Genomic DNA, 19448 nt, shown 5'->3' with positions numbered 1-19448 from the left:
GTTGATGTTGACCTAATGTAATTCCGGTTGCGCAGGGATTTCGTTTCGTGCGGCGCTAAATGTGTCTTGGGTCATATAGTTTTCGTTCTTGTAGGTGTGCTGGCATATCAGAGATCGACCCGCCTCAGCCGTAGGGCGTTGGAGATCACTGACACCGAAGAAAGACTCATGGCCGCTGCGGCAATCATCGGCGAGAGCAGAAGGCCGGTGACGGGGTAAAGCAGGCCTGCCGCGATGGGGACGCCAAGGGCGTTGTAGGCGAAGGCAAAGAACAGGTTCTGCTTGATGTTGCGCAGCGTGGCGCGGGCCAGTTTGCGGGCCCGCACGATGCCCATCAGGTCGCCGCCAAGCAAGGTGATCCCAGCGCTTTCCATCGCCACGTCCGCTCCCGTTCCCATGGCAATGCCCACATCGGCAGCGGCCAGCGCGGGCGCGTCGTTCACACCGTCGCCCGCCATCGCGATCTTGTGCCCATCGCGGCGCAACTGGTCGATCAGGTCCTTCTTGGCCTCGGGCAGGACGCCAGCGCGGACCTCGTCGATGCCGAGCTTGCCCGCCACGGCCTGCGCCGTGTGTTCATTATCGCCGGTTGCCATGATCACCCGCAGACCCTGCGCGTGAAGTTCCCTGATCGCCTGCGCGGTGCTGTCCTTGATCGGGTCGGCGACCGCCACGATGCCGGCCAGCACGCCATCGACCGCAATGAACATCGCGGTCTTGCCTTCGGCGCGTAAGGTATCGGCCTTGGTTTCTGCCGCCCCCGTGTCCAGTCCCATCTCCCGCATCATCGCGGCGTTACCGAGTGCCACCGCACGTTCGCCGATTGTGCCACGTACGCCTTTGCCAGTGACGGCGTCGAAGTCAGTGGCCTCCTGACGCGGAGCACCCTTCGCCTCCGCCCCCTCGACGATCGCCTCGGCCAGCGGATGTTCCGAGCCGCGCTCGAGCGCTGCGGCCAGCGATAACAAGTCGGCCTCCGGCAGGTCCATGAGCACAAGGATGTCCGTTAATTTGGGCTTGCCCATGGTCAATGTGCCAGTCTTATCGACAATCAGCGTATCGACGCCCGCCATGCGCTCCAGCGCCTCAGCGTCCTTGATCAGGACGCCCGCTTGCGCGCCGCGGCCCGCGGCCGTGGTGATGGAGATCGGTGTGGCGAGACCCAGCGCGCAAGGGCAGGCGATGATCAGCACCGACACGGCCGATGCGATGGCGAAGACCAGTGCGGGTTCCGGTCCGAAAATCAGCCAGACGACAAATGCGACGATGGCGATAGCGACCACAGTTGGCACGAACACTGCCGAGACCCGGTCTGCAAGCCCTTGGATCGGCGCACGGGACCGGCGCGCGTTCGACACCATTGCCACGATCTGTGCGAGCACCGTATCCGCGCCAACCTTGCCCGCCTCGATCACCAGGCTGCCGTTCTTGTTGATCGTGGCGCCGGTCACCGCATCGCCCGGACCCTTTTCGATCGGCATCGACTCGCCGGTCAGCATGCTCTCGTCAAGTGATGAGCGTCCGTCAATCACCAGCCCGTCTACCGGGACCGCATCTCCGGGCCGCACGCGGAGCCTATCTCCCTCCATGATGTTCTCGAGGGGGGCGTCGTATTCGCTGCCATCAGGCAGGATGCGCCGCGCCGTCTTGGGGGCGAGGTCCAGCAGCGCGCGGATCGCATCTCCGGTGCGCTCTCTCGCGCGCAACTCGAGAACCTGGCCCACGAAGACCAATGTGACGATCACCACGGCCGCCTCGAAATAGGTGCCGACGCCGTGACCCATCCGGTATTGTTCGGGGAAAACGCCCGGCAGGAACGTCGCGACCAGTGAATAGAGGTAGGCAGCCGCCACGCCGAGGCTGATCAGGGTCCACATGTTCGGGCTGCGGTTCACCACCGAGTCCCAGCCGCGCCGAAAGAACGGCAAAGCGGCCCAGAGGATGATCGGCGTCGCCAGCACGAACTCAAGATAGCTGGCGGTCTGATGCCCGATCCAGTCGCGCACCGGAAAGGCCACCAGTTCGCCCATCGTCAGGATGACAAGCGGCACCGCGGCTGCGGCCGAAATCCACATCCGACGCGTGAAGTCTGTCAGTTCCTCGCTTGGCTCGTCAGACGGCACCATCGGCTCCAGCGCCATGCCGCAGATCGGGCAGGCCCCCGGCTCATCGCGGATGATTTCGGGATGCATCGGACAGGTGTACTGGACGTTGGCCGGGGCGGCCTTCTTCTGTCCAGCGGCACGCCCTGAAGCGTAGAACCACGGATCAGCTTTGAACTTCGCCTGGCATTTTTCCGAGCAGAAATGGAAGGTCTCGGCGTGAAACTCGGCGCGACGCCCGTCAGGCTTGACGGCGACAGTCATGCCGCAGACTGGGTCCTTTGCCGTCTCGGTCCCAGCCGGGATGTCGGGCGGCGCGTGATGGTGATCGTTCTCCATGGTCTGCCAGCCTTTCATTGTCTTGTTTTAGCTTGCGCACTCCAGAGGCTCAGGCGGTCGCTGCTTTGCGGAAGCGTGGGCGGAAAAGCAAAGCGACTTGACGAGCGTCTCCCTGAGTGGCGTGAAGAGGAGCGGCTCGTGCTGAACGAGGCAACACTGGAGTAACAGTCGACGCCTGGCATGCGAGCACTCTGGTCTGGATTTGATCATTCGGTGGTCCGCTCGGAAACCGACCATTCTAACGTTGGCGCAATCCTCTTGTGTCAGGAATGTTGTCCGCCGCTCTACTTTCCCTCTATTTCTCAGGTTGGCTGGAAAGGTCTATGACGTGGGCTATTCACCGGAACCCGGCTGTGCTGACGCAAATGTTTTCTCGAAACACGGTTTAATCAGCCAACAGCTTCTTGCGTTCAGTGAACTCGGTCGAGTCGATTTCCCCTTTGGCATAGCGTTCCTTCAGAAGCGCCATGGCTCGGTCGTGCGTTACTTGACTGCTGCCGACGGGTCCGACCACGCCGAACACGCGCAGTAGATATATGACGCCGGCAACGATCCCAACTACGATCAGGATCATCAGAATCGGTCCAAGTACCATTCCGAAGCCTCCCCACTGGCCGCCGCCCCACATCATGTCATGTCCATAATAGTAAGGTATGTTTCGAACCGGAGTTTCCCCGACCTGTGCCATCGTCGACGTCGCCGCGATGCTGAGTGCGCCTGCCATGCTTGAGACAATCGCTCTATTCCTGAATTCCATACTTTGACTCCCTTTGCGTGGCATCGACGACGGCCACGTTCCAAATTTGATTCGTATTGGAACAACGGCGCCCGGACCATGATCCATATCAACACGACAGTGCCGAGCTGCGTAGCATTCTGCGGAGACAAGTAGGGAGAATGCTCTTGCAATTGCAAAGACCTTTGAAATTTAAGGAACTGGGCCATCTAAACTAACGGCCCAAAGCCGACATCCATCGATCAGCTCGATGCCGCGCCGCGGCTTCACAGAACTGGTCGTTCAAGCACCGAGCAGCAATTTCAAAGTGACCGGCAATCGGGACTGACTTTCGTTCACTGTCCGTAAACGAGACTATCTCCGATAGAACCTCGACGATTGGCGGTTTTTGTTTTCCAACGGAGCCTTGCAAAATTCCACGTCCACAGATGGCGGAGCACGGAGTGTTTGCAGAATGACGCAGCTTCGCTCTGCGGCGGCGACCAAAGCGCGCAGGTGCGCCTCTGGCAGGTCATCCAGCGCTTCTACTTCAACTTTCATATTGGCGCTCTGAAAACCGACTGGCACGTTTTCGCCTGTCATCAGGGCACCGCGCACATCCGCACCGAGACTGACATGAACCTGCAGATGCTTCAGCTCTATCCCCTTTATGTTGGCTACCATGCGGATCGCCGTATCCAGACAGCTTGCCAAGGCTGCGGCCAACAGCTCACCCGGACAGGGAAAGTCACTTTCGCCGCCAACAGCCTTATGCACTGAAACCGGAATGTTTACCGGGAAGCCTTCACCGCAGATAACATGCCCATGGAAGGGATGCTTCGCGGGGATCTGGGCGTCCGATGTGTAGGCGTGATCGAACACCCAAGCCGCGTCCGGTGTGTCCCGATATTGGCCGCGCAGAGGCAGTTGTCGGTCCTGAACACTGGGTGGCGGGGTAGTGACGAGGGCCTGAACCTGTCCGAGGTGTTTGGGATCGAGCGTCATGTTAGCGTCCTCGCCTGAAGCCGGGCACAAAGGCGGGGACCTCGTTCCGGTAGGTCAAATAGTCATCCCCGATGCTGGCGATCAGGTCTTTCTCCTCAAGATACAAAACGGCAATCACGATGTAACCGGTCATCACAAGCGCAAACATCAGATGGCCCGCCGACATGGTTGGCGTGGCCCAGAAGGCGATTAAAAACCCGGTCATGATCGGATGCCGAACCAGCCGGTAAAAACCCGTCTTGACGAAATTCGGCTTCACCGCCTGACGCTGTTTCAGATGTGCAAAGACTTGTTTCAGGCCGAACAGATCCAAATGGTCGATCATGAAGGTTGAGGACAGAACGAGCAGCCATCCGCACCAGAACAACGCGGTCAGGATGACGCCAGCGACTTGGTTGTCAAAGCTCCAGATTACGTCCGGAACGGGCTGCCAAAACAGGAAAATCAGGACAAGCGCAACACAAGTCATCAGTATGTAGGTGCTGCGTTCGGCCGCGTTGGGAATGATCCTTGTCCAAACTCGCTTGAATCCGGAACGGGCCATGATGCTGTGCTGAATTGCGAAAACCGAAAGCAGAGCCAGATTGATAAATATGGAAGCGGTGATCGGGCCTGGTGTGCCGGAATCGATTGATTTCGGGACGAGGATATTACCCACGAAACCAATCGTGTAGAGGAAGGTGACCAGAAAGATGGTATAGGCGATTATGCCATACAGAAATGTAGCTGAACGGCCCATGGCGGGCTCCTTTCCATTGAATACACCCGATGGACCGGATGCCGCTACAGAATGTGCCCTTCAGAAGCCGATGGATACTTCTTGATCCGTATGAAACCGCTACAGAAACCGTAGTTGCTAACGCGGGCGACTTGGCAGTAGGCTGGGCGATGGATGAGAAAACCCGCAACGTATCAGGCAGCTTGTGTCCGGCGATGGCCTCCGCTGACATCCTTGGCGACAAGTGGACGCTGCTCCTGCTGCGAGAGATGTTTCTGGGAACAACCCGTTTCGGTGGATTTCAAAAAGCGATCCCGCGCATGTCGCCGTCGATCCTGAGCAAGCGGTTAAAAACGCTTGAAGCTGCAGAGATCATTGTTCGAAAACCATCCGCCACTATGCAAGCTGTCGAATACAGGCTCACCCGCTCAGGGCGCGAGCTTGGCCCAATTGTCGAGAGCATGGCGATCTGGGGGATGCGCTGGCGCAAACGCAGTATCGCTGCACAGGATTGTGACGTCGGCGGGTTCATGTGGGATTTTCACCGCACCCTGAAAACTCAAGGGCTACCGGATGGGGAAACCGTGATCCTCGTGCAGATTTCGGACCGGATCGATCTCAACACTTGGTGGGTCATTGCGAACGGGGATGCGGTGGATTTGTGCCCCGATGACCCGGGCCACGACGTGGACATCTACTTGACGGCGCCACTTGCAACATTGGTTGCGCTTTGGTTGGGAGATATCAGCGTCAAAGATGCAACCGATGCCCGTTCCGCCTTTATCGACGGCGACAGGCATCTGATCAATTCCGCCCAGGACTGGATGGCGCAGTCGCCTCTGGTAGGTGTCCAACCGGCAAGTTCAGAGCGCTGATTGATCAAATTCGCAGGTCGGCAAGCCTTTCAGTGTCCGTCTCGGCGGCTGCTACCACACGCTCTCTGTAGGTCTCGTGGATCTTGGCTTCTGGACTGGCCCAGAAAACGTGATCCCAGCAATACCCCGGCAGCTCCGAGCATCAGAGCCGCCGCCATGTCTCTGCCGCCATAATACCACCAGCAGCCAGCGCCGGAATCTCTACCGCATCCGACATCGCCGGGATCAATGCCAAGGTCGATTCGCGTCTCCAGACGTGCCCTCCGACCTCGCAACCCTGCGTTCAAACTATACCCTGGCCCCGCAGGCGCTTTCGCGCCGGCCGACTGGGTTGGGTCACTCTGCGGCGCGAGGCATATGCCCTGGCGTGACGCCCTCTGCCTCGGCTTCTGAAAGCAGCCAGTACCGAAACGCGGCGATCCGGGGTTCTTCCGCGCGCGCCTCAGGACAAGCGATAGCGTAGATCGATATCGACGACGTGGTCACGTCGAAGAGCCGCTCAAGCCGGCCAGAAGCGATAGTATTGCGTACCACGGCGTCGTAAGCGAGCGATACGCCCTGATGCTGTTCGACCATCGTCGTCGATAGTTCACAGTTGGGATAGGTTGGCCCCGGCGGGAGGTCTATCCCAGAGAATCCAGCCGCGGCGAACCAGTCGGGCCAAGCATCGTCGGTCTCGTCATAAAATAGCGTGAGCCGCAGCAGATCCTCCGGTCGCCGGACGCGCGCAAGTTCCCGCAATCTCGGTGAGATCACGGGATAGCGGGCCGAGGCCATCAATGGCTCCACCCGCAGGCCCGGTGTCGGGCGATCGGACCATTGGATCACCACATCTGCGTCGTTCGAGGCGAAATCGAGCGAGGGGGCCCCGTTCGAAACCCGAAGTCGGATGTCCTGAGCAAAGTCGAGCTTAGGCAGACGCGGCACCAGCCAGCGTGCGGCAAACCCCGGCGTCGACAGGACGCGCAAGATGCGGGGCGGCGCACGAACGGCCTCAGTCTCTTGGAAAATGGCGTCGAGCAGGTGGGTCAGCTTCCCGGCATAGGCCTCGCCCGTTAGGGTCAGCGCGATACGGTTGCCGGAGCGCTCGAAAAGCTGCGTGTCCAGAAATCGTTCCAGCGACTTGATCTGGTGGCTCACTGCAGAGGGCGTCAGGCACAATTCGTCCGCCGCGGTCTTGACCGACATGTGCCGCGCAGTGGCCTCGAAGGCGCGGACGGCGGCGAAGGGGGGAAGCTTGCGTCCCATGTCTTTGCCTGAATTGAGCTCACGCGAAACTGAAAAGTGATCGTTCGGTGCCGTTGCTTCTTCAGCTTAGCATCGGATCACAAAATCGCAAAATCACACATCGGAGGGTGCCATGTCCTGCTCCCGTATTGCTGTGGTGCTCGCCACGGCCCTCACCACGCTTTTTACGGCGCTGCCCCAAGCAGAAACCGCCGTCCACCTCATAGCACCGTCCGAGTGGCGCCAGAAGGACGATATGAACGCGCTGGTTTCCGGCCTCGAGGATTGGCTTGACGCGGAAGCCGACTGGCCCAGACGTGATGCGCTGCCGCGTGTCCGCTTCGTTAGCCGATGGCAGGCCGAGGCACGGCGGGGCGCGACAGCCGGTTCCCAGCGCGGTCCCTTGAGGGGCCTCTACGATCCGGATCGGTCCGAGATTTTGCTGGTTCAGCCGTGGGACCATCGCGATGCGGACGACATCAGCGTACTTCTGCATGAACTGGTGCATCATCGTCAGGCGCCGCATCATTGGTATTGCCCCGCCGCGCAGGAACTGCCCGCCTACCGGCTTCAGGAGGCTTGGCTGGCGGATCAGGGGCGCGCGATCGAAGTGAACTGGATGGCAGCGGTGCTCGACGCCGGGTGCACGCCGCGCGACATCCATCCGGACTGAGCGGTTACGGTATCAGTGCGCGCGTCATCCGCGCAGCGGAGTGGCTATTGGCAGAGTTGGATCGACCCATCAATCAATAGCTGCCAAGCTCGGTTCGCCCAACACCCAGCCTAAGCGTTTACACGAAACAAAACACCAATAAGAGCTCAAGCCGGGAAACGCGTTTTGCAGGTTTTCCAGCGAATTTCGGATAGACTGTGGTAAATTCTTGCGAGGGGTCCGCTGCGCGACTTACGAAACGAGGGGGGCGCAACATGCGAAATACCAAAGCCTTTGCCGAGTTGGAAAAACGCGAATGGTCACAGCCGGCCGTTGCCAAAGCCTATGCAAGCGGGTTCGCAAAGGCTTCGGACATGGTCATCCCGCATCTGGTGTCTGCCGTTAAAGCAAGGCCAAACATGGAAGTTCTCGACCTCTGCTGCGGGCACGGGAACGTGTCGGCCGCTTTGGTCGAGGCCGGCGCGAAGGTGACCGGCCTCGACTTTTCGCCCGCTATGCTCGCCATTGCGCAGGCCGCCGTTCCCGGTGCGCACTTCGTTAATGGCGACGCGATGCAGCTTGGCTTCGTAGATGCCGGTTTTGACGCGGTCACTATCGGCTTCGGCATGCCTCATGTCCCCGAGCCAACTCGTGTACTGGCAGAGGCGCGGCGGGTTTTGCGGCCCGGCGGCCGGATTGCCTTTTCAACATGGTGCGGTCCCGAAGTTGATGGTGCGTTCGGCTATGTCTTCAACGCAATCGGAATCTATGGATCGCCGGATATCGCGTTGCCGCCTGGACCAGGCGCCAATGACTATGCCGACCCGAAAATCGCTTATCCCGAGCTGCAGATCGCTGGCTTTAATGAGTTTTCTTGCAAAGTCGTCGGGTCCAGTTGGTGTGTGAATGACCCGGGCACCGCATTCGACTTTTTCCGTGAGGGCACGGCCCGGGGCGGCGCTTTGCTGCGACCTCAGCCCGAGGACAACGCGCGTGCGATCCGGGCTGCCGTAGTGCAGCGGGTCCTCGAAAATCACGGCGACGGGCCGGAATGGACGATCCCGATACCGGCCGTTGTCATTTCCGCAAGGGCCTATCCCGCCTGAACCAAGGAAGAAGGTGAATGAAAGTGGAAAAGACGCTTCGGGACATCCTCGGGGTCGAGATTCCCATCTTCTCGGAGCCACGTAGCGAGGCGAGCGGCCCTGACCTCGTTAGTGCTGTCTCTAATGCAGGAGGCTACAAGTTCATTCCGTTGTGGGGCGATCCGGTCGACGCGATGCGAGAAAGTGTCCAAGAGTATCTCGAGCCACAGCCTCCTTTTGTGATCTGGCAGGCTGGCTTCAGCCAGAAGGGCCGAGATTTCGTCGGTGATCCGTTTTGCCTGCTATGGAAATACATTCGGCCGGCTGAGAACAAGTATCGTTAGGCCCGGGTGGCAGAGCACTTGTGGCAAGGTATTCCGGAGCCTTCCTAAAGGCTCAATCGGCACACCGTCGTCCCGCGCCGATTGAGCCTATAGCCTTCCGACATTTCGCCAATCAAGCCATCGCGTCCCCCGAAGTGATGGTGGAGCGCCAACCGTTTAATGTCGAGGCGCTCCCATGCGAGCTATCTACGCCAAGACCGTGTAGGCAGCCTTCGTGAAATTCAGATCCGAAAGTTTATGCCCAGCTTTGTCTGCGCCATGCTATTGTCAGAAGACAATCAGGTCTTCTTTGCCATCGCAGCAATTTAAGGACGTCTTGATGCCGTTGTTCCGGATTGCCCTTCTGGCAGCGCCAATCTTCGCAGGGTCGTTTTTGGCGGGATCGGCAATAAGTCAAGAAAAAACGCTGAACTGGCGGATGAACAGTGTGCTTCACCCAAAGCTATTCGGTGAGTCCGGCACTTATTTCGCCGAGAGGGTTAGGCAGTTGTCCGGCGGCAGCCTCGTCATTGAAGTGCACGATCGTATGGTGCTCGACCAGAACACTTTCGCCGCGCTCGAGTCCGGTCTTGTTGATGCAGTCTGGGGATCTGCGGGGCACCATTACCGTGAGGACCCGGCGCTAACGATCTTTGGCGGGTTTCCCTTTGGCCCCGATCCAGCAGGCTTCACTGCTTGGATGAAAGAAGGTGGCGGCGCTGCGGCGCTTGATGCGATTTACGCGCGTCACGGACTCAAAAGCTTGTATTGCGGTGCCCTTCCTGCCGAAGGCGGCGGGTGGTTCACAAAGCCGATCGCTGGACCAGAGGATCTCGACGGGCTGGCGATACGAAGCTTCGGCTACGGCGGGCGGGTGTTGCGCAAGCTCGGCGCCATTCCCTACGATCTGCCAGCAGGTGAAATCCGTTTGGCGTTCGAGGCGGGGCTCATCTCCGCAGCCGAATTCTCGCTGCCCTCAATCGATTTTGAACTGGGGATCGCCGAAATTACTGGGCACCTCTACTTTCCGGGATGGCAGCAGCCTGCTACCCCGCTTGAGGTTCTCATGTCCGCGCAATCTTGGGCTTCGCTCTCGGATCATCATAAGACAGCTATCAGGGCTGCGTGCAGCGACACGATTGCATGGGCGGCCTCGGTAGCAGTGGTGGAACAGATCGACGCACTGGCGCGGTTCCGCGCTTTGGGCGTTGAACTGCATTCATGGCCAAAAGATACGCTCGTCGCGCTACGCCAAGCGTGGGAGGAGGTAATCGCCGAAGACACAGCCCGCGATCCGCTTTTTGCCAATGTCTGGCATGGGTATCGTGAGTTCCAAAGGGGCTACAGCGACTGGGAAACACGTGCTTACGTCGACTGATCGGCTCAGTCTGTAACCCCGGCCATTCTGAGCCCGTCCAAAACGACATCAAGACCCGCTGTATCAGCAAAGCCAGTCAAGGACTGGCTTATTCCTGCCATAGACTGTAAAGGCCGGCCGTTTTGTGCAGTGCGAATGACCATCGTCGCCTCTTCGACCCGCCCCGCATGAGCGAGACTTGCCGCCAGCAGCCAGCCGGGCCACCACCGCGCGCTAACAAAGGTTCCCGCACCATGCAGCGGCCCGAATTCCTCGACCGCACGAGCAGGTTCGCCCACGAGAAGGTAACTCAGCCCCGCAATCTCGCGATGCCAATCTGGCGCTGTCAGGTCGCCGTGCCGCGCTTTTTCAATGGCGTGAACCGCGTCTTTCGCGCGACCAGTCAACACAAAGACCTGCGCCAGTACCGCCAAATTGTCAGCATCTGAAGGGTCGAGCGCCACCGCCGCCCTCGCATTGGCGAGCGCATCGACCGGGGATCGCATATCAGGAAATGGCGCTAAAAGACGCATTTCCGCAAGTAGTCGGTGCGACCGTGCGCTGCCGCCGATGGCAATCGCACGCTCCACCATATCAAGCGCTTGCTTCATTTCGCGCCTTCCGCCGCCCCAAGCCACATGTCGGACCTCAAGCCAATACGTCAGGCCGAGGCTCGCCCAGGCGTCCGCATTATCTGGGTCCTCCCTAAGCACCGCCTCCAGAAGCGTGCGCGCTTCGTCATTGTTCTCGCGCCTACGCCAGTCGCGTGCGTCAAGCAGCGCTGCAGCTCGCGCTTCAGCCGGCAGCGTCACGTCTTCCGTGATGGCCATCGTTACCTTCACGGGCTGAGGCGCCAACCACCAAAGCCCGGCAGAAACCACGAGGATGCCAGCAGTCACGATTCCGACCCCAAACTTCCAGGATCTGGCCCGCATCTTGCCCGGACATTCGCGGATCGCATCCTCGTCCAGCAGCATATAGCCGCGACGCGGCACAGTGCGCAGCAGACCTGCACCCTCTGGCCCAAGCGCTCGTCGGATGTCGCTGACACACTGCGCGAGGGAATCGTCTGATACGCAGACATCCGGCCACACTTCGCGAGCCAAATCATCCTTATTCACCAGCTTTCCGCGTCGGTCCAGCAAGACCTCGAGCAGGCGGTATGACTTCGGTCGCAAAAAGCGCTCGTCTCCCCGGGTATCTTCCACGCACCCGCGCGCCCGGTTCAGGACGAACCCTCCGAAGGGAGTGGTCAGAGACGTGTCCATGTAGAGGCTCCAGAGCACTTAATGAAGAATTGTAGCACAATTTCACGGTTTTTTCAGCGTAGTTTCATGACTCCCCTCCTCTTTTGCTGCTGCTGTGGTCCCAGTCAGTCCACGGCCATTTTATGGAGGACCACCATGAAAATATTGTGCAAAGCTCCCGCCGTTCTCGCGCTGTGCATTGCCTTTGCGGGGTCCGCCGCTTTTGGATCAACGCGCGAACCACCTGCCTTGCTCGACACTGTGATGCTGTGGCTTTCCACTAATTTCGACCTTGCGGTCTCGACGAAACCACCCCTTCTTGTCACCATAACAGACGCTAAACTGGTCGAGATGCGTTACGGCGTTGCAGCAGCATTGCGCCCCGGTGAGGTAGTCGCCGTCTATGACCACCCAGGCCGCACGATCTATCTTTCAGACAGTTGGACCGGCAGTACCCCTGCCGATCTTTCAGTCCTCGTGCATGAGATGGTGCACCACCTCCAGGCGGTCTCCGACATGCGCTTTGCCTGCCCGGCTGAACGTGAGGTTGTGGCCTACCGCGCCCAAGAGGCGTGGCTCGGCCTCTTCGGCGAGAATCTGGAAAGCGCATTCGGAATCGACGCTGCCACTCTTCTGGTCGGAACCGTGTGCACCCATTGATTACCCCGGGATGGTCAACCGAATTTTCAGATTCATTGAAAAAATTGTCCGTCATCGCATATGTGATGCATGAATGACTGCCTGTGGTTTTTGAAGTTGACCCGTCTGCTGCGATACGGTCCGCTCAAAGCGACCGGTCAATTTCAAGTAATTGTTCTGCATCGCAGCTTTCCCAAAGTGAACACCAGCACGGTTCCTTGCACCTTGGTGCAGTGATGCACTAACAATCAGATCGGACCACTCTATGTAGCCAGCCCAGACTGAGACTGGCAACACCGAGCCTAAACATGAACGGACCATTATCTTGGGCGGTGACAATCTGACACATGACGAGACGGTGCTTACTAAGCTGAGGGAAAGCGAGCGGCGTTTCCGAGCGTCTATGGAGCATTCTCCGATTGGAATGGCGCTCACAGCGATGGATGGCGTCTGGATCGACGTGAACCCCGCATTATGCAATTTTCTTGGCTACTCTAAGGAAGAGTTGATGCAGGTGGGGTTCAAGCAAGTCACTCACCCTGAAGACCGTGATGCAACCGTAATGGTCGCAAGACAAATGGTTGCCAGCCATCAAAAGAGCGTTGCGCTTGAAAAGCGCTATATCCATTCCAGCGGCAAACTTCTAACCGGCATACTAAATTTGACCGTTGTTAGGGACGAAAATGAACTTCCTGTAATGTATATATCGCAGATACAGGATATCACAGCAGCTCGTCGCTTAGAGCACTTAAAAAGTGAGTTTATAACGACGGTAAATCACGAACTGCGTACTCCTTTGACCGGGATCATTGGCGCGCTCACACTTCTTGAACACATGTCGATTGGGACCAAGACAGACAACGATCAGAACCTGATAGCAGTTGCGTCCAAAAATGCGAGGCGCCTGAAGTCGCTACTCGACGACGTTCTGGAAATGGAAACGCTGACCTCTGACATCTTCGAGCCCTTGTTGGAGGACGTCAATGTGTCCGAGCTTGTTCAGAATGTCATTGGAGCCAATCAATTTAGGGCGGCGACTGCTTCGGTCGCAATACAATGCGTCAACGGAGATGCAGGGTTGATCTGCAGTTCGGATCCAGAAAAACTTTCACGTGTTTTTGGTATCTTAATTGCTAACGCCATCAAGTTTTCTGAGCGCTTGGGAACCGTGACTGTCAATGTACAAGCAATAAATAGCTTCGTCCGAGTGTCTATTTCTAACCAAGGCCGTCCAATTCCGGAGGAAATGAGAGAGTTCATTTTTGATACTTTTGTGCAAGCTGACCCCACCAGCACAAGAAGGAAAGAAGGCGCCGGACTTGGCCTCGCCATTGCCAAACACTTGGTCGAGCATATTCGAGGACATCTTGGCTATTCAAGCAATGTTGACGGAACAACTTTTTGGGTGGATATCCCCATAAAACACATTGATTAGCAGAATAGAGCCAAAGCCCATTCGCCTCGTCTGTATTTTGGATTGTACCGAAGAGTCCACTTCGAATGCATATTTCCCGCCTTTTACGTCGAGCGTGGGACGCGGGAACCGCGCCTGCTTCCTGACGGTAGATCCAGACCATCTCGTTAATGTAAAATTCTACACAGCCTTTGATGTGAGCGAGACAGCTGACAATGTATTTGCTGTAGCTCCTGCCTGGCTATTTAAGTCCTTGAACTGGCTGCCTTCGACGTCCACGCCATCGCCCTGCAGGGTGCCGATCTGGCGGTAAAGTTCAACGAATTACAAACATACGCTGCCGATGACGTCAGACAGTGAAATCCTCCACCACTGGCTTTTTATTCCTCTGCAGTCTCTGCGCCAATTCCTTCATCCGTTTTCCATTGTCTGGGATGAACCGCGCTGATACTGGCACAAAGTCTGGTGCCGTTATCTCAGGAAAGAGCGTTTCGATCTCGTGTCTTGCGTCAAGCGAAACAGCTTTAAGGGCCTCAGGCCCTGTTAGCATGCTTTCGGTCGGTGTTCTGTTGGAAAACACAATCTGATGAGTTTTGAACAGGATGTGGAAATATTCCACTCCCTGCGCCTCCCACTCGACATCGATCCCATCAATGGCAACAAGCTTGTTTGCTGGGACGAGAACCTCGACTTTACTGAAGATCCGCTCAGCGATTTTCGAGCGGACAAGAACCCGGTGCTGAGGCGATACAAGTAGATCCGTATTGGGTTTACCAGCACCCAGCGAGCCTGCCCGAATTCGGATGGGGATGAGTTGAGGGTTGGCCTCGAGTTCAGCCTGGCTGAGCCGCCGCCGACCAATCCAGCAGATTGTTTGATAGCCACAATCCATGGTGCGGACAGGATCCCCTACCCTCAGTTCCTCAACCACCACCTCACCGCGCAATGTTTCTATCAAGGTTCCTGCGACGAAACAGGGCACGCCAGGAAACGGTGTCGGAGATGATGTGTTAAGTCCGGCTACCGTTAGTTGCGTGTTTCCGTTTTGCAGGTTGGGATAGGTTGCATCACCCGGTTCGCCTGTCAAATCGATTGCAAAAGTCCCGCCGACCGGGATCGGCGCGCCCGGTTGCGAGGAAGTGATACGTATAAAAGCCGCCCCTTGGTTCTCATCACCCCTTACATTGCCCGATCCAAGGTAATCGTAAGAATATGTAAATCCGGCTATAGTCACAGAGTCATTTGCAAGCACGGTATTTAGAGAAACCGAACCTGAGGATTCGTTGAAAACTGCACCGATGGTGGTCCCGGTCGTTATGTTTATGCTACCGCCGCTCGTTAATGGATCGCCGTTCACGTTCTGAAGTGTCAGCGATATGGTGGGCATTTGCTTGTTTCCCCCGAGATCATGGATCTCTCTTCTAAGCGGTGATCATTTGAAAGCGAATTCTCGTCGCAGCGCAAATCTCTGGCGGTAGGCATCCGCTGAACATGAGAACTGCACCACATCCAGTTTATCGGCGATGCCACAGGTCAACCTCTACTTCGCGGGATTCCACGATCACTTCAGGCGGCTCTGGTCTGGTTGGATGCGGAACGGCACTGGCGCGCTCAACGGCTTCTTTGGCGCGCAAGCATTGCAGTTCGGCCAGCACCTCGGGAGACACGAAAGCCCCCACAATACGTCCATGACTGCTGACTTCAATGGCCCCGCACTTAGCTACGTCTTCCTGCATCTTTGCAAAATGACGGGTGAAATCCGTTGCCGAGACTTTCTCAGGTGACATTGTCTTGTCCTCTTCCTTCAAGGACATAGGACAAAATACTAACCTTTTGAACAAGATAGGCATTGGGATAGGTTGTCATGTGGAAGGTCTATGATGGGACCGCCCCCAATATCATTAACAGACCAAAGTGGGACAGCGAGGATACGCACCCTATTCCAAATCAAGCTACAACATGACAACCGAAACTGTGGTGGAGATCACTGAACGAGACGGAAATACTCGGCGCGGAAACTGTCTTCCATGCCATCGCCGCAAAAGCCTGAACGCGGCCAGCCTGCCAGGCAGCGCCATCCTCGACATTCTTTACGAGGGGTGGAAGTCACAAAGTGCAGGCGGCTTCACGGCGTCATGGATGTTGCACGGTCGACCGGGCGTTGGCAAAAATCAGGTGGTCCAGCAACTCGCTGACCGCATGGGTGCTAAGCTCTTTGATCTGCGGCTGACCACGATCGAGCCACAGGATCTGCGTGGCTTGCCATACTATGACCACGAGGCCCGCAAGACCGTCTGGTATCGCCCTGAAGATTTGCCAAGCGATCCCGATGCGAGCCGCGCTCCAGCCCGAATTCACTCTCGGCCAGCGCCGGGACGACCGTGCGCGTCATACCGATGGCGAAGCCCACCAGCATCACCTGGATCAGTTGATGCGCGATCTGAGCCCTGTTCTCGCGGATGCCGCGCGTGAACGTGCTTGCGGTCATTCCGCGGGCTCCTTTTTCGTGTTCTGAGGATCGAGCGCATGGCCTGATGCTGGCCCGCGCAAGGGCTGGATCAACATCCTGTCAAGCCACAGGTCGCGGCGTGTGCGGAACTGCTCGATCCCGATCTCCATCCCCTCGTGGCCCTTGGCCGGCTGAGCGATGTAGGTGCCGAGCAGCCGGTCCCACCACGGCAGGTTGAAGCCGTAGTTCGAGTTTGTCTCGCGCGGATCGACGGAATGGTGGACCCGGTGCATGTCTGGGGTAACGACGAACAGGCGCAACACGCGGTCCACCGGGCGCGGCAGGGCGATATTGGCGTGGTTGAACATCGCCGTGGCGTTCAGGAGCACCTCGAACAGCAGCACGGCAATGGCGGGCGGTCCGAGGGCCGCGACCACCGCCAGCTTGATCCCCATGGAGATCAGGATTTCGATTGGATGAAAACGAAGGCCAGTCGTAGCGTCAAAATCAAGATCGGCATGGTGCATCCGGTGCAACCGCCACAGGGCGGGGATCGCGTGGAACATGACGTGCTGGAGGTAGATCGCGAGATCAAGCAGCAGCATCGAGACGACGATGGCCACCCAGACCGGGACGTCTATGTTGTTGAACAACCCCCAACCGTTGCTCTCGGCCATCACGGCAAGACCGACTGCGACTATGGGAAAGGTCAGCCGCAGGATCACGGTGTCGAGCACCACGAGGCCCAGATTGTTCGTCCAGCGGATCACCCGCGGAATGTCACGCCGCCGCCGGGGGGCTGCGACCTCCCAGAGAGCCATCACCGCCAGCACGCCAAGAAAGATACTGAGGCGGATCGCGGGTTCGGCGGACAGGATGGTTTCAGACATAGGTTTGACCCTGAGGGTTGCGGAAATCGGCAAAATGGCTATCATTCAATTTAACGCTTGAATGATTAGAGCTTGGAGTTCCCGATGTCAACCAGCCCGAAGACAGCCCTGCTCGAGGAATACGCGCTTGTTGCCCGCGCGCTCTCAGCGCCAGCGCGGCTTTCTCTGCTGGAACAGCTGGCGCAAGGAGAACGCGGAGTGGAGGCGCTGGCCGACAAGACCGGGCTTACCGTCGCCAATTGTTCGCAGCATTTGCAGCAGCTACGCCGTGCCGCCCTTGTTACCAGCCGCCGCGACGGCAAGGCGGTGATCTACCGGCTCACCGACGCACGGACACTGGCGCTGATGGACCTGCTGCGCATCGTCGCCGAGCGGAACCTGGCGCAGGTTGAACACATCCTGCGCGGCCTGTCCGATGGGCAAGACGCGCCGAAACCGGTGACTCGCGATGACCTTGCTGTGCGACTGGCCGAAGGTTCCGTGACGGTTCTCGACATGCGCCCCGCGGACGAATACGCCAGCGGGCACATCCCCGGCGCGCGCAACATCACGCTTGCTGATCTGGAACGTATCCTTCCCACCCTCGACCCCGGAACCGAAATCGTCGCCTATTGCCGCGGGCCTTATTGCATATATGCCCATCAGGCGGTCGCAGCATTGCGCAAGCACGGGCTGAACGCAAAGCGGCTTGAGGGCGGTCTTCCTGAGTGGCGTGAAGACGGGCGACCCGTGCTAACCGAGGCATCACCTGAGTAATATTGGACACCTGACATGCGACCAGTCCGGTTTGGTGATCAGCTTGGGAGCCGACCACTCAAACGTAGGCGTAATCCAGCATCGGCAAACAATTGATTGAGCGATTTGATTCAGCAACATTGCTTCATCTGCGTCCGTCGATCAGCAGGGCGCAATTGCGCAATCTGCGCATAGCAGACACTCAGACCTTCTCCGAACGGTGGAGGCACACCAGAGGCGAGCTGGAAAGCTTATGTCAGGTGCAGAATACTAGATGTAGGCTGTCGATACCGGCAAGGCTTTCACTGTCGGCCAAGGCGGTTGTCCATTTGCGGCGCCCAGTTGAGGGTCAAATAGTAGGTTCAATTTTAGGCGTGATATGTAATTTTAGCCCTTCCCCGCTTCTTACAGGATAACTTCGGTCCGGCTTGAAGGCGTTTCGTGGAGGCCGCCGCAGACTACGTTCCAGCATTGGTGCCGCATCCAAAACCCACTCAATCCCGCCTGAGGGTGCCTGACGCCAGCAACCTGACCATCGTGGCCTGCGTAACATATCCGGTGACCGGTAGATCCGCGGCCTGCTGGAACCTCCGGATCGCGCGGCGAGTTTCTTCGTCGAAGTTGCCATCCAAAGCGCCTGGTGCGAGGCCGACTTGGTTCAAGCGCTGCTCAACCAGCGCGCGCACGATCTGATTGCCGGCAACCTGCGCTTCCTCGGCCCGGGCGGCATCCACTTCGGCCCTGTTGCCATCCTCTGCCTCCAACTGCGTTAGACGGGCGCGCGCGGCTTCGTTGAACGTGCTGTCAGGAAAAGTCTGCATGAACTGCCGGTAAGCCTCGGGGCTGTCCTGTTGGCGAACGCGGTCCCACAGGTTGCGCTCCTCCGCGGCGGCTTGCTGGCGGCTATCATCATCGATCTGGTCAAGCCGTTGCTGCGCCAGATCTGCGAAGAGTCCATCCGGATAGCGTTGCAGATAGGCCCGCAGGCCCGCCTCGTCTTGTCCGCGTCCAACACTGTCCCAATAGGCACGATCCTGGGTTTCCTCCAGTTCGCGGCGCTCCTGCGCCTCTCGTTCCAGTTCGGCGGCACGCACGGCGGCATCCCGACGCAAGACCCGCAACTGTTCAGCACTCAGAAAGCCGGTTTCCGGCAGTCCAAGACTGCGCTGATGCGCGCTTATGGCCGCCCGGGAACCGGGGCCGAACACGCCGTCCACACCGCGTGGATCAAACCCCAGAAGGGACAGATCCCGCTGCACGTCGCGCCGCGCCTCGCGGTTCAGGTCCAAGGCAGCTTCGCCTGCTTCGGCCTGACGTTGTGGGGTGGTTCGGATCTCAGCGATGCTTGCGCGCGCCTCGTCTGCGAACAGGCCCTGCGGGTAGCGTTGCAAATAGCTCTCGAACGCGGTCGCCGAGCCGATGTCGCGCGCCGCATCCCAGAATGACAACTCGGCCAGTGCCGACGGAGCACCAGGAGTCGGCACGGCAGACTCGGATACGGCCTCGTTTGCGACAAAACTGATCCTGTCCGACAAAAAACCCGCCACCTGCACCTGAGAACGGCGGTGCGAAAGTCGGCCACGGTAGCGGCGGGATGAGCCTGCTGCGGGCGGCGTAAAAGTCGTCCACCTTTACCCTTTCTGGCGACAGGGAGGGCGGGAGGATTTTCACTGTGG

Annotated in this window: 19 protein-coding genes and 1 pseudogene; 8 read left to right on the top strand and 12 right to left on the bottom strand. The window is 58.3% G+C overall.

The genetic code is table 11. From position 1 onward, the window contains the following. Window positions 1-107: 107 nt before the first annotated feature. The 4 genes from PVW27_RS19015 to mddA all read right to left on the bottom strand — a co-directional run bounded on the left by PVW27_RS19015 (window position 108) and on the right by mddA (window position 4900). Window positions 108-2441 carry a heavy metal translocating P-type ATPase gene (locus PVW27_RS19015; protein WP_274560450.1) on the bottom strand — a complete coding sequence of 778 codons (2334 nt, stop codon included), beginning with the start codon at window positions 2439-2441 and terminating at the stop codon, window positions 108-110. Between the two features lie 385 nt (window positions 2442-2826). Continuing rightward, on the bottom strand, window positions 2827-3198 hold the full coding sequence (locus tag PVW27_RS19010; RefSeq protein ID WP_274560448.1) for an SHOCT domain-containing protein: 372 nt from the start codon (window positions 3196-3198) through the stop codon (window positions 2827-2829). A 333-nt stretch (window positions 3199-3531) separates the two neighbouring features. After that, entirely contained in the window at window positions 3532-4161 is a 630-nt protein-coding gene (locus PVW27_RS19005) for an OsmC family protein (protein WP_274560446.1), read from the bottom strand. A 1-nt stretch (window position 4162) separates the two neighbouring features. After that, window positions 4163-4900: a methanethiol S-methyltransferase gene (gene mddA, locus PVW27_RS19000; RefSeq protein WP_274560444.1), complete on the bottom strand. Its 738-nt coding sequence runs from the start codon at window positions 4898-4900 to the stop codon at window positions 4163-4165. 149 nt (window positions 4901-5049) lie between these two features. Here mddA and PVW27_RS18995 point away from each other — a divergent pair, with 149 nt between their 5' ends. After that, entirely contained in the window at window positions 5050-5754 is a 705-nt protein-coding gene (locus tag PVW27_RS18995; RefSeq protein ID WP_274560442.1) for a winged helix-turn-helix transcriptional regulator, read from the top strand. A 142-nt stretch (window positions 5755-5896) separates the two neighbouring features. Here PVW27_RS18995 and PVW27_RS21615 read toward each other — a convergent pair. Further along, window positions 5897-6022: pseudogene (locus PVW27_RS21615) on the bottom strand (hypothetical protein); the annotation flags it as partial. Between the two features lie 68 nt (window positions 6023-6090). Continuing rightward, window positions 6091-7002, bottom strand: a complete 912-nt coding sequence (locus PVW27_RS18990; protein ID WP_274560440.1) for a LysR substrate-binding domain-containing protein — start codon at window positions 7000-7002, stop codon at window positions 6091-6093. A 112-nt stretch (window positions 7003-7114) separates the two neighbouring features. Here PVW27_RS18990 and PVW27_RS18985 point away from each other — a divergent pair, with 112 nt between their 5' ends. From PVW27_RS18985 to PVW27_RS18970, 4 genes are all read left to right on the top strand, one after another. Then, window positions 7115-7654, top strand: a complete 540-nt coding sequence (locus tag PVW27_RS18985; protein WP_274560438.1) for a DUF6647 family protein — start codon at window positions 7115-7117, stop codon at window positions 7652-7654. A gap of 254 nt (window positions 7655-7908) precedes the next feature. Then, window positions 7909-8739 (top strand): class I SAM-dependent methyltransferase, encoded by an 831-nt coding sequence (locus PVW27_RS18980; RefSeq protein ID WP_274560436.1) that lies wholly within the window; start codon window positions 7909-7911, stop codon window positions 8737-8739. A 17-nt stretch (window positions 8740-8756) separates the two neighbouring features. Next, a complete protein-coding gene (locus PVW27_RS18975; RefSeq protein ID WP_274560434.1) occupies window positions 8757-9062 on the top strand; it encodes a hypothetical protein in 306 nt (101 codons plus the stop codon). 319 nt (window positions 9063-9381) lie between these two features. After that, window positions 9382-10419 (top strand): TRAP transporter substrate-binding protein, encoded by a 1038-nt coding sequence (locus PVW27_RS18970; RefSeq protein ID WP_274560432.1) that lies wholly within the window; start codon window positions 9382-9384, stop codon window positions 10417-10419. A gap of 5 nt (window positions 10420-10424) precedes the next feature. Here the strand turns inward: PVW27_RS18970 and PVW27_RS18965 are convergent, their stop codons facing one another. Next, window positions 10425-11666, bottom strand: a complete 1242-nt coding sequence (locus tag PVW27_RS18965) for a winged helix-turn-helix domain-containing protein (RefSeq protein ID WP_274560430.1) — start codon at window positions 11664-11666, stop codon at window positions 10425-10427. Between the two features lie 135 nt (window positions 11667-11801). Here PVW27_RS18965 and PVW27_RS18960 point away from each other — a divergent pair, with 135 nt between their 5' ends. After that, a complete protein-coding gene (locus tag PVW27_RS18960) occupies window positions 11802-12305 on the top strand; it encodes a DUF6647 family protein (RefSeq protein ID WP_274560428.1) in 504 nt (167 codons plus the stop codon). A gap of 304 nt (window positions 12306-12609) precedes the next feature. Beyond that, window positions 12610-13719 carry a sensor histidine kinase gene (locus PVW27_RS18955; protein ID WP_274560426.1) on the top strand — a complete coding sequence of 370 codons (1110 nt, stop codon included), beginning with the start codon at window positions 12610-12612 and terminating at the stop codon, window positions 13717-13719. Window positions 13720-14047: 328 nt separating this feature from the next. Here PVW27_RS18955 and PVW27_RS18950 read toward each other — a convergent pair whose 3' ends face one another. The 4 genes from PVW27_RS18950 to PVW27_RS18935 all read right to left on the bottom strand — a co-directional run bounded on the left by PVW27_RS18950 (window position 14048) and on the right by PVW27_RS18935 (window position 17037). Next, on the bottom strand, window positions 14048-15085 hold the full coding sequence (locus PVW27_RS18950) for a Hint domain-containing protein (protein WP_274560424.1): 1038 nt from the start codon (window positions 15083-15085) through the stop codon (window positions 14048-14050). Window positions 15086-15212: 127 nt separating this feature from the next. After that, window positions 15213-15485: a hypothetical protein gene (locus tag PVW27_RS18945; protein WP_274560422.1), complete on the bottom strand. Its 273-nt coding sequence runs from the start codon at window positions 15483-15485 to the stop codon at window positions 15213-15215. Between the two features lie 419 nt (window positions 15486-15904). Beyond that, window positions 15905-16186 carry a hypothetical protein gene (locus PVW27_RS21610; RefSeq protein ID WP_274560420.1) on the bottom strand — a complete coding sequence of 94 codons (282 nt, stop codon included), beginning with the start codon at window positions 16184-16186 and terminating at the stop codon, window positions 15905-15907. Beyond that, window positions 16183-17037, bottom strand: coding sequence for a sterol desaturase family protein (locus tag PVW27_RS18935; RefSeq protein WP_274560418.1), 855 nt, complete (start codon window positions 17035-17037; stop codon window positions 16183-16185). Before PVW27_RS18935 ends, PVW27_RS21610 begins: the two co-directional genes overlap by 4 nt. An 84-nt stretch (window positions 17038-17121) precedes the next feature. Here PVW27_RS18935 and PVW27_RS18930 point away from each other — a divergent pair, with 84 nt between their 5' ends. Next, window positions 17122-17793, top strand: a complete 672-nt coding sequence (locus PVW27_RS18930; protein WP_274560416.1) for an ArsR/SmtB family transcription factor — start codon at window positions 17122-17124, stop codon at window positions 17791-17793. Window positions 17794-18266: 473 nt separating this feature from the next. Here the strand turns inward: PVW27_RS18930 and PVW27_RS18925 are convergent, their stop codons facing one another. Further along, the gene (locus PVW27_RS18925; RefSeq protein ID WP_274560414.1) at window positions 18267-19319 is read right to left on the bottom strand and encodes a peptidoglycan-binding domain-containing protein; all 1053 of its coding nucleotides are present in this window, start codon (window positions 19317-19319) and stop codon (window positions 18267-18269) included. Between the last annotated feature and the right edge of the window lie 129 nt (window positions 19320-19448).

The sequence above is a fragment of the Seohaeicola sp. 4SK31 genome (genome assembly GCF_028802875.1).
Taxonomy (GTDB): domain Bacteria; phylum Pseudomonadota; class Alphaproteobacteria; order Rhodobacterales; family Rhodobacteraceae; genus Seohaeicola.
Note: the sequence above shows the minus strand (reverse complement) of the source record. Positions and strands in the feature narration are given on the sequence as shown.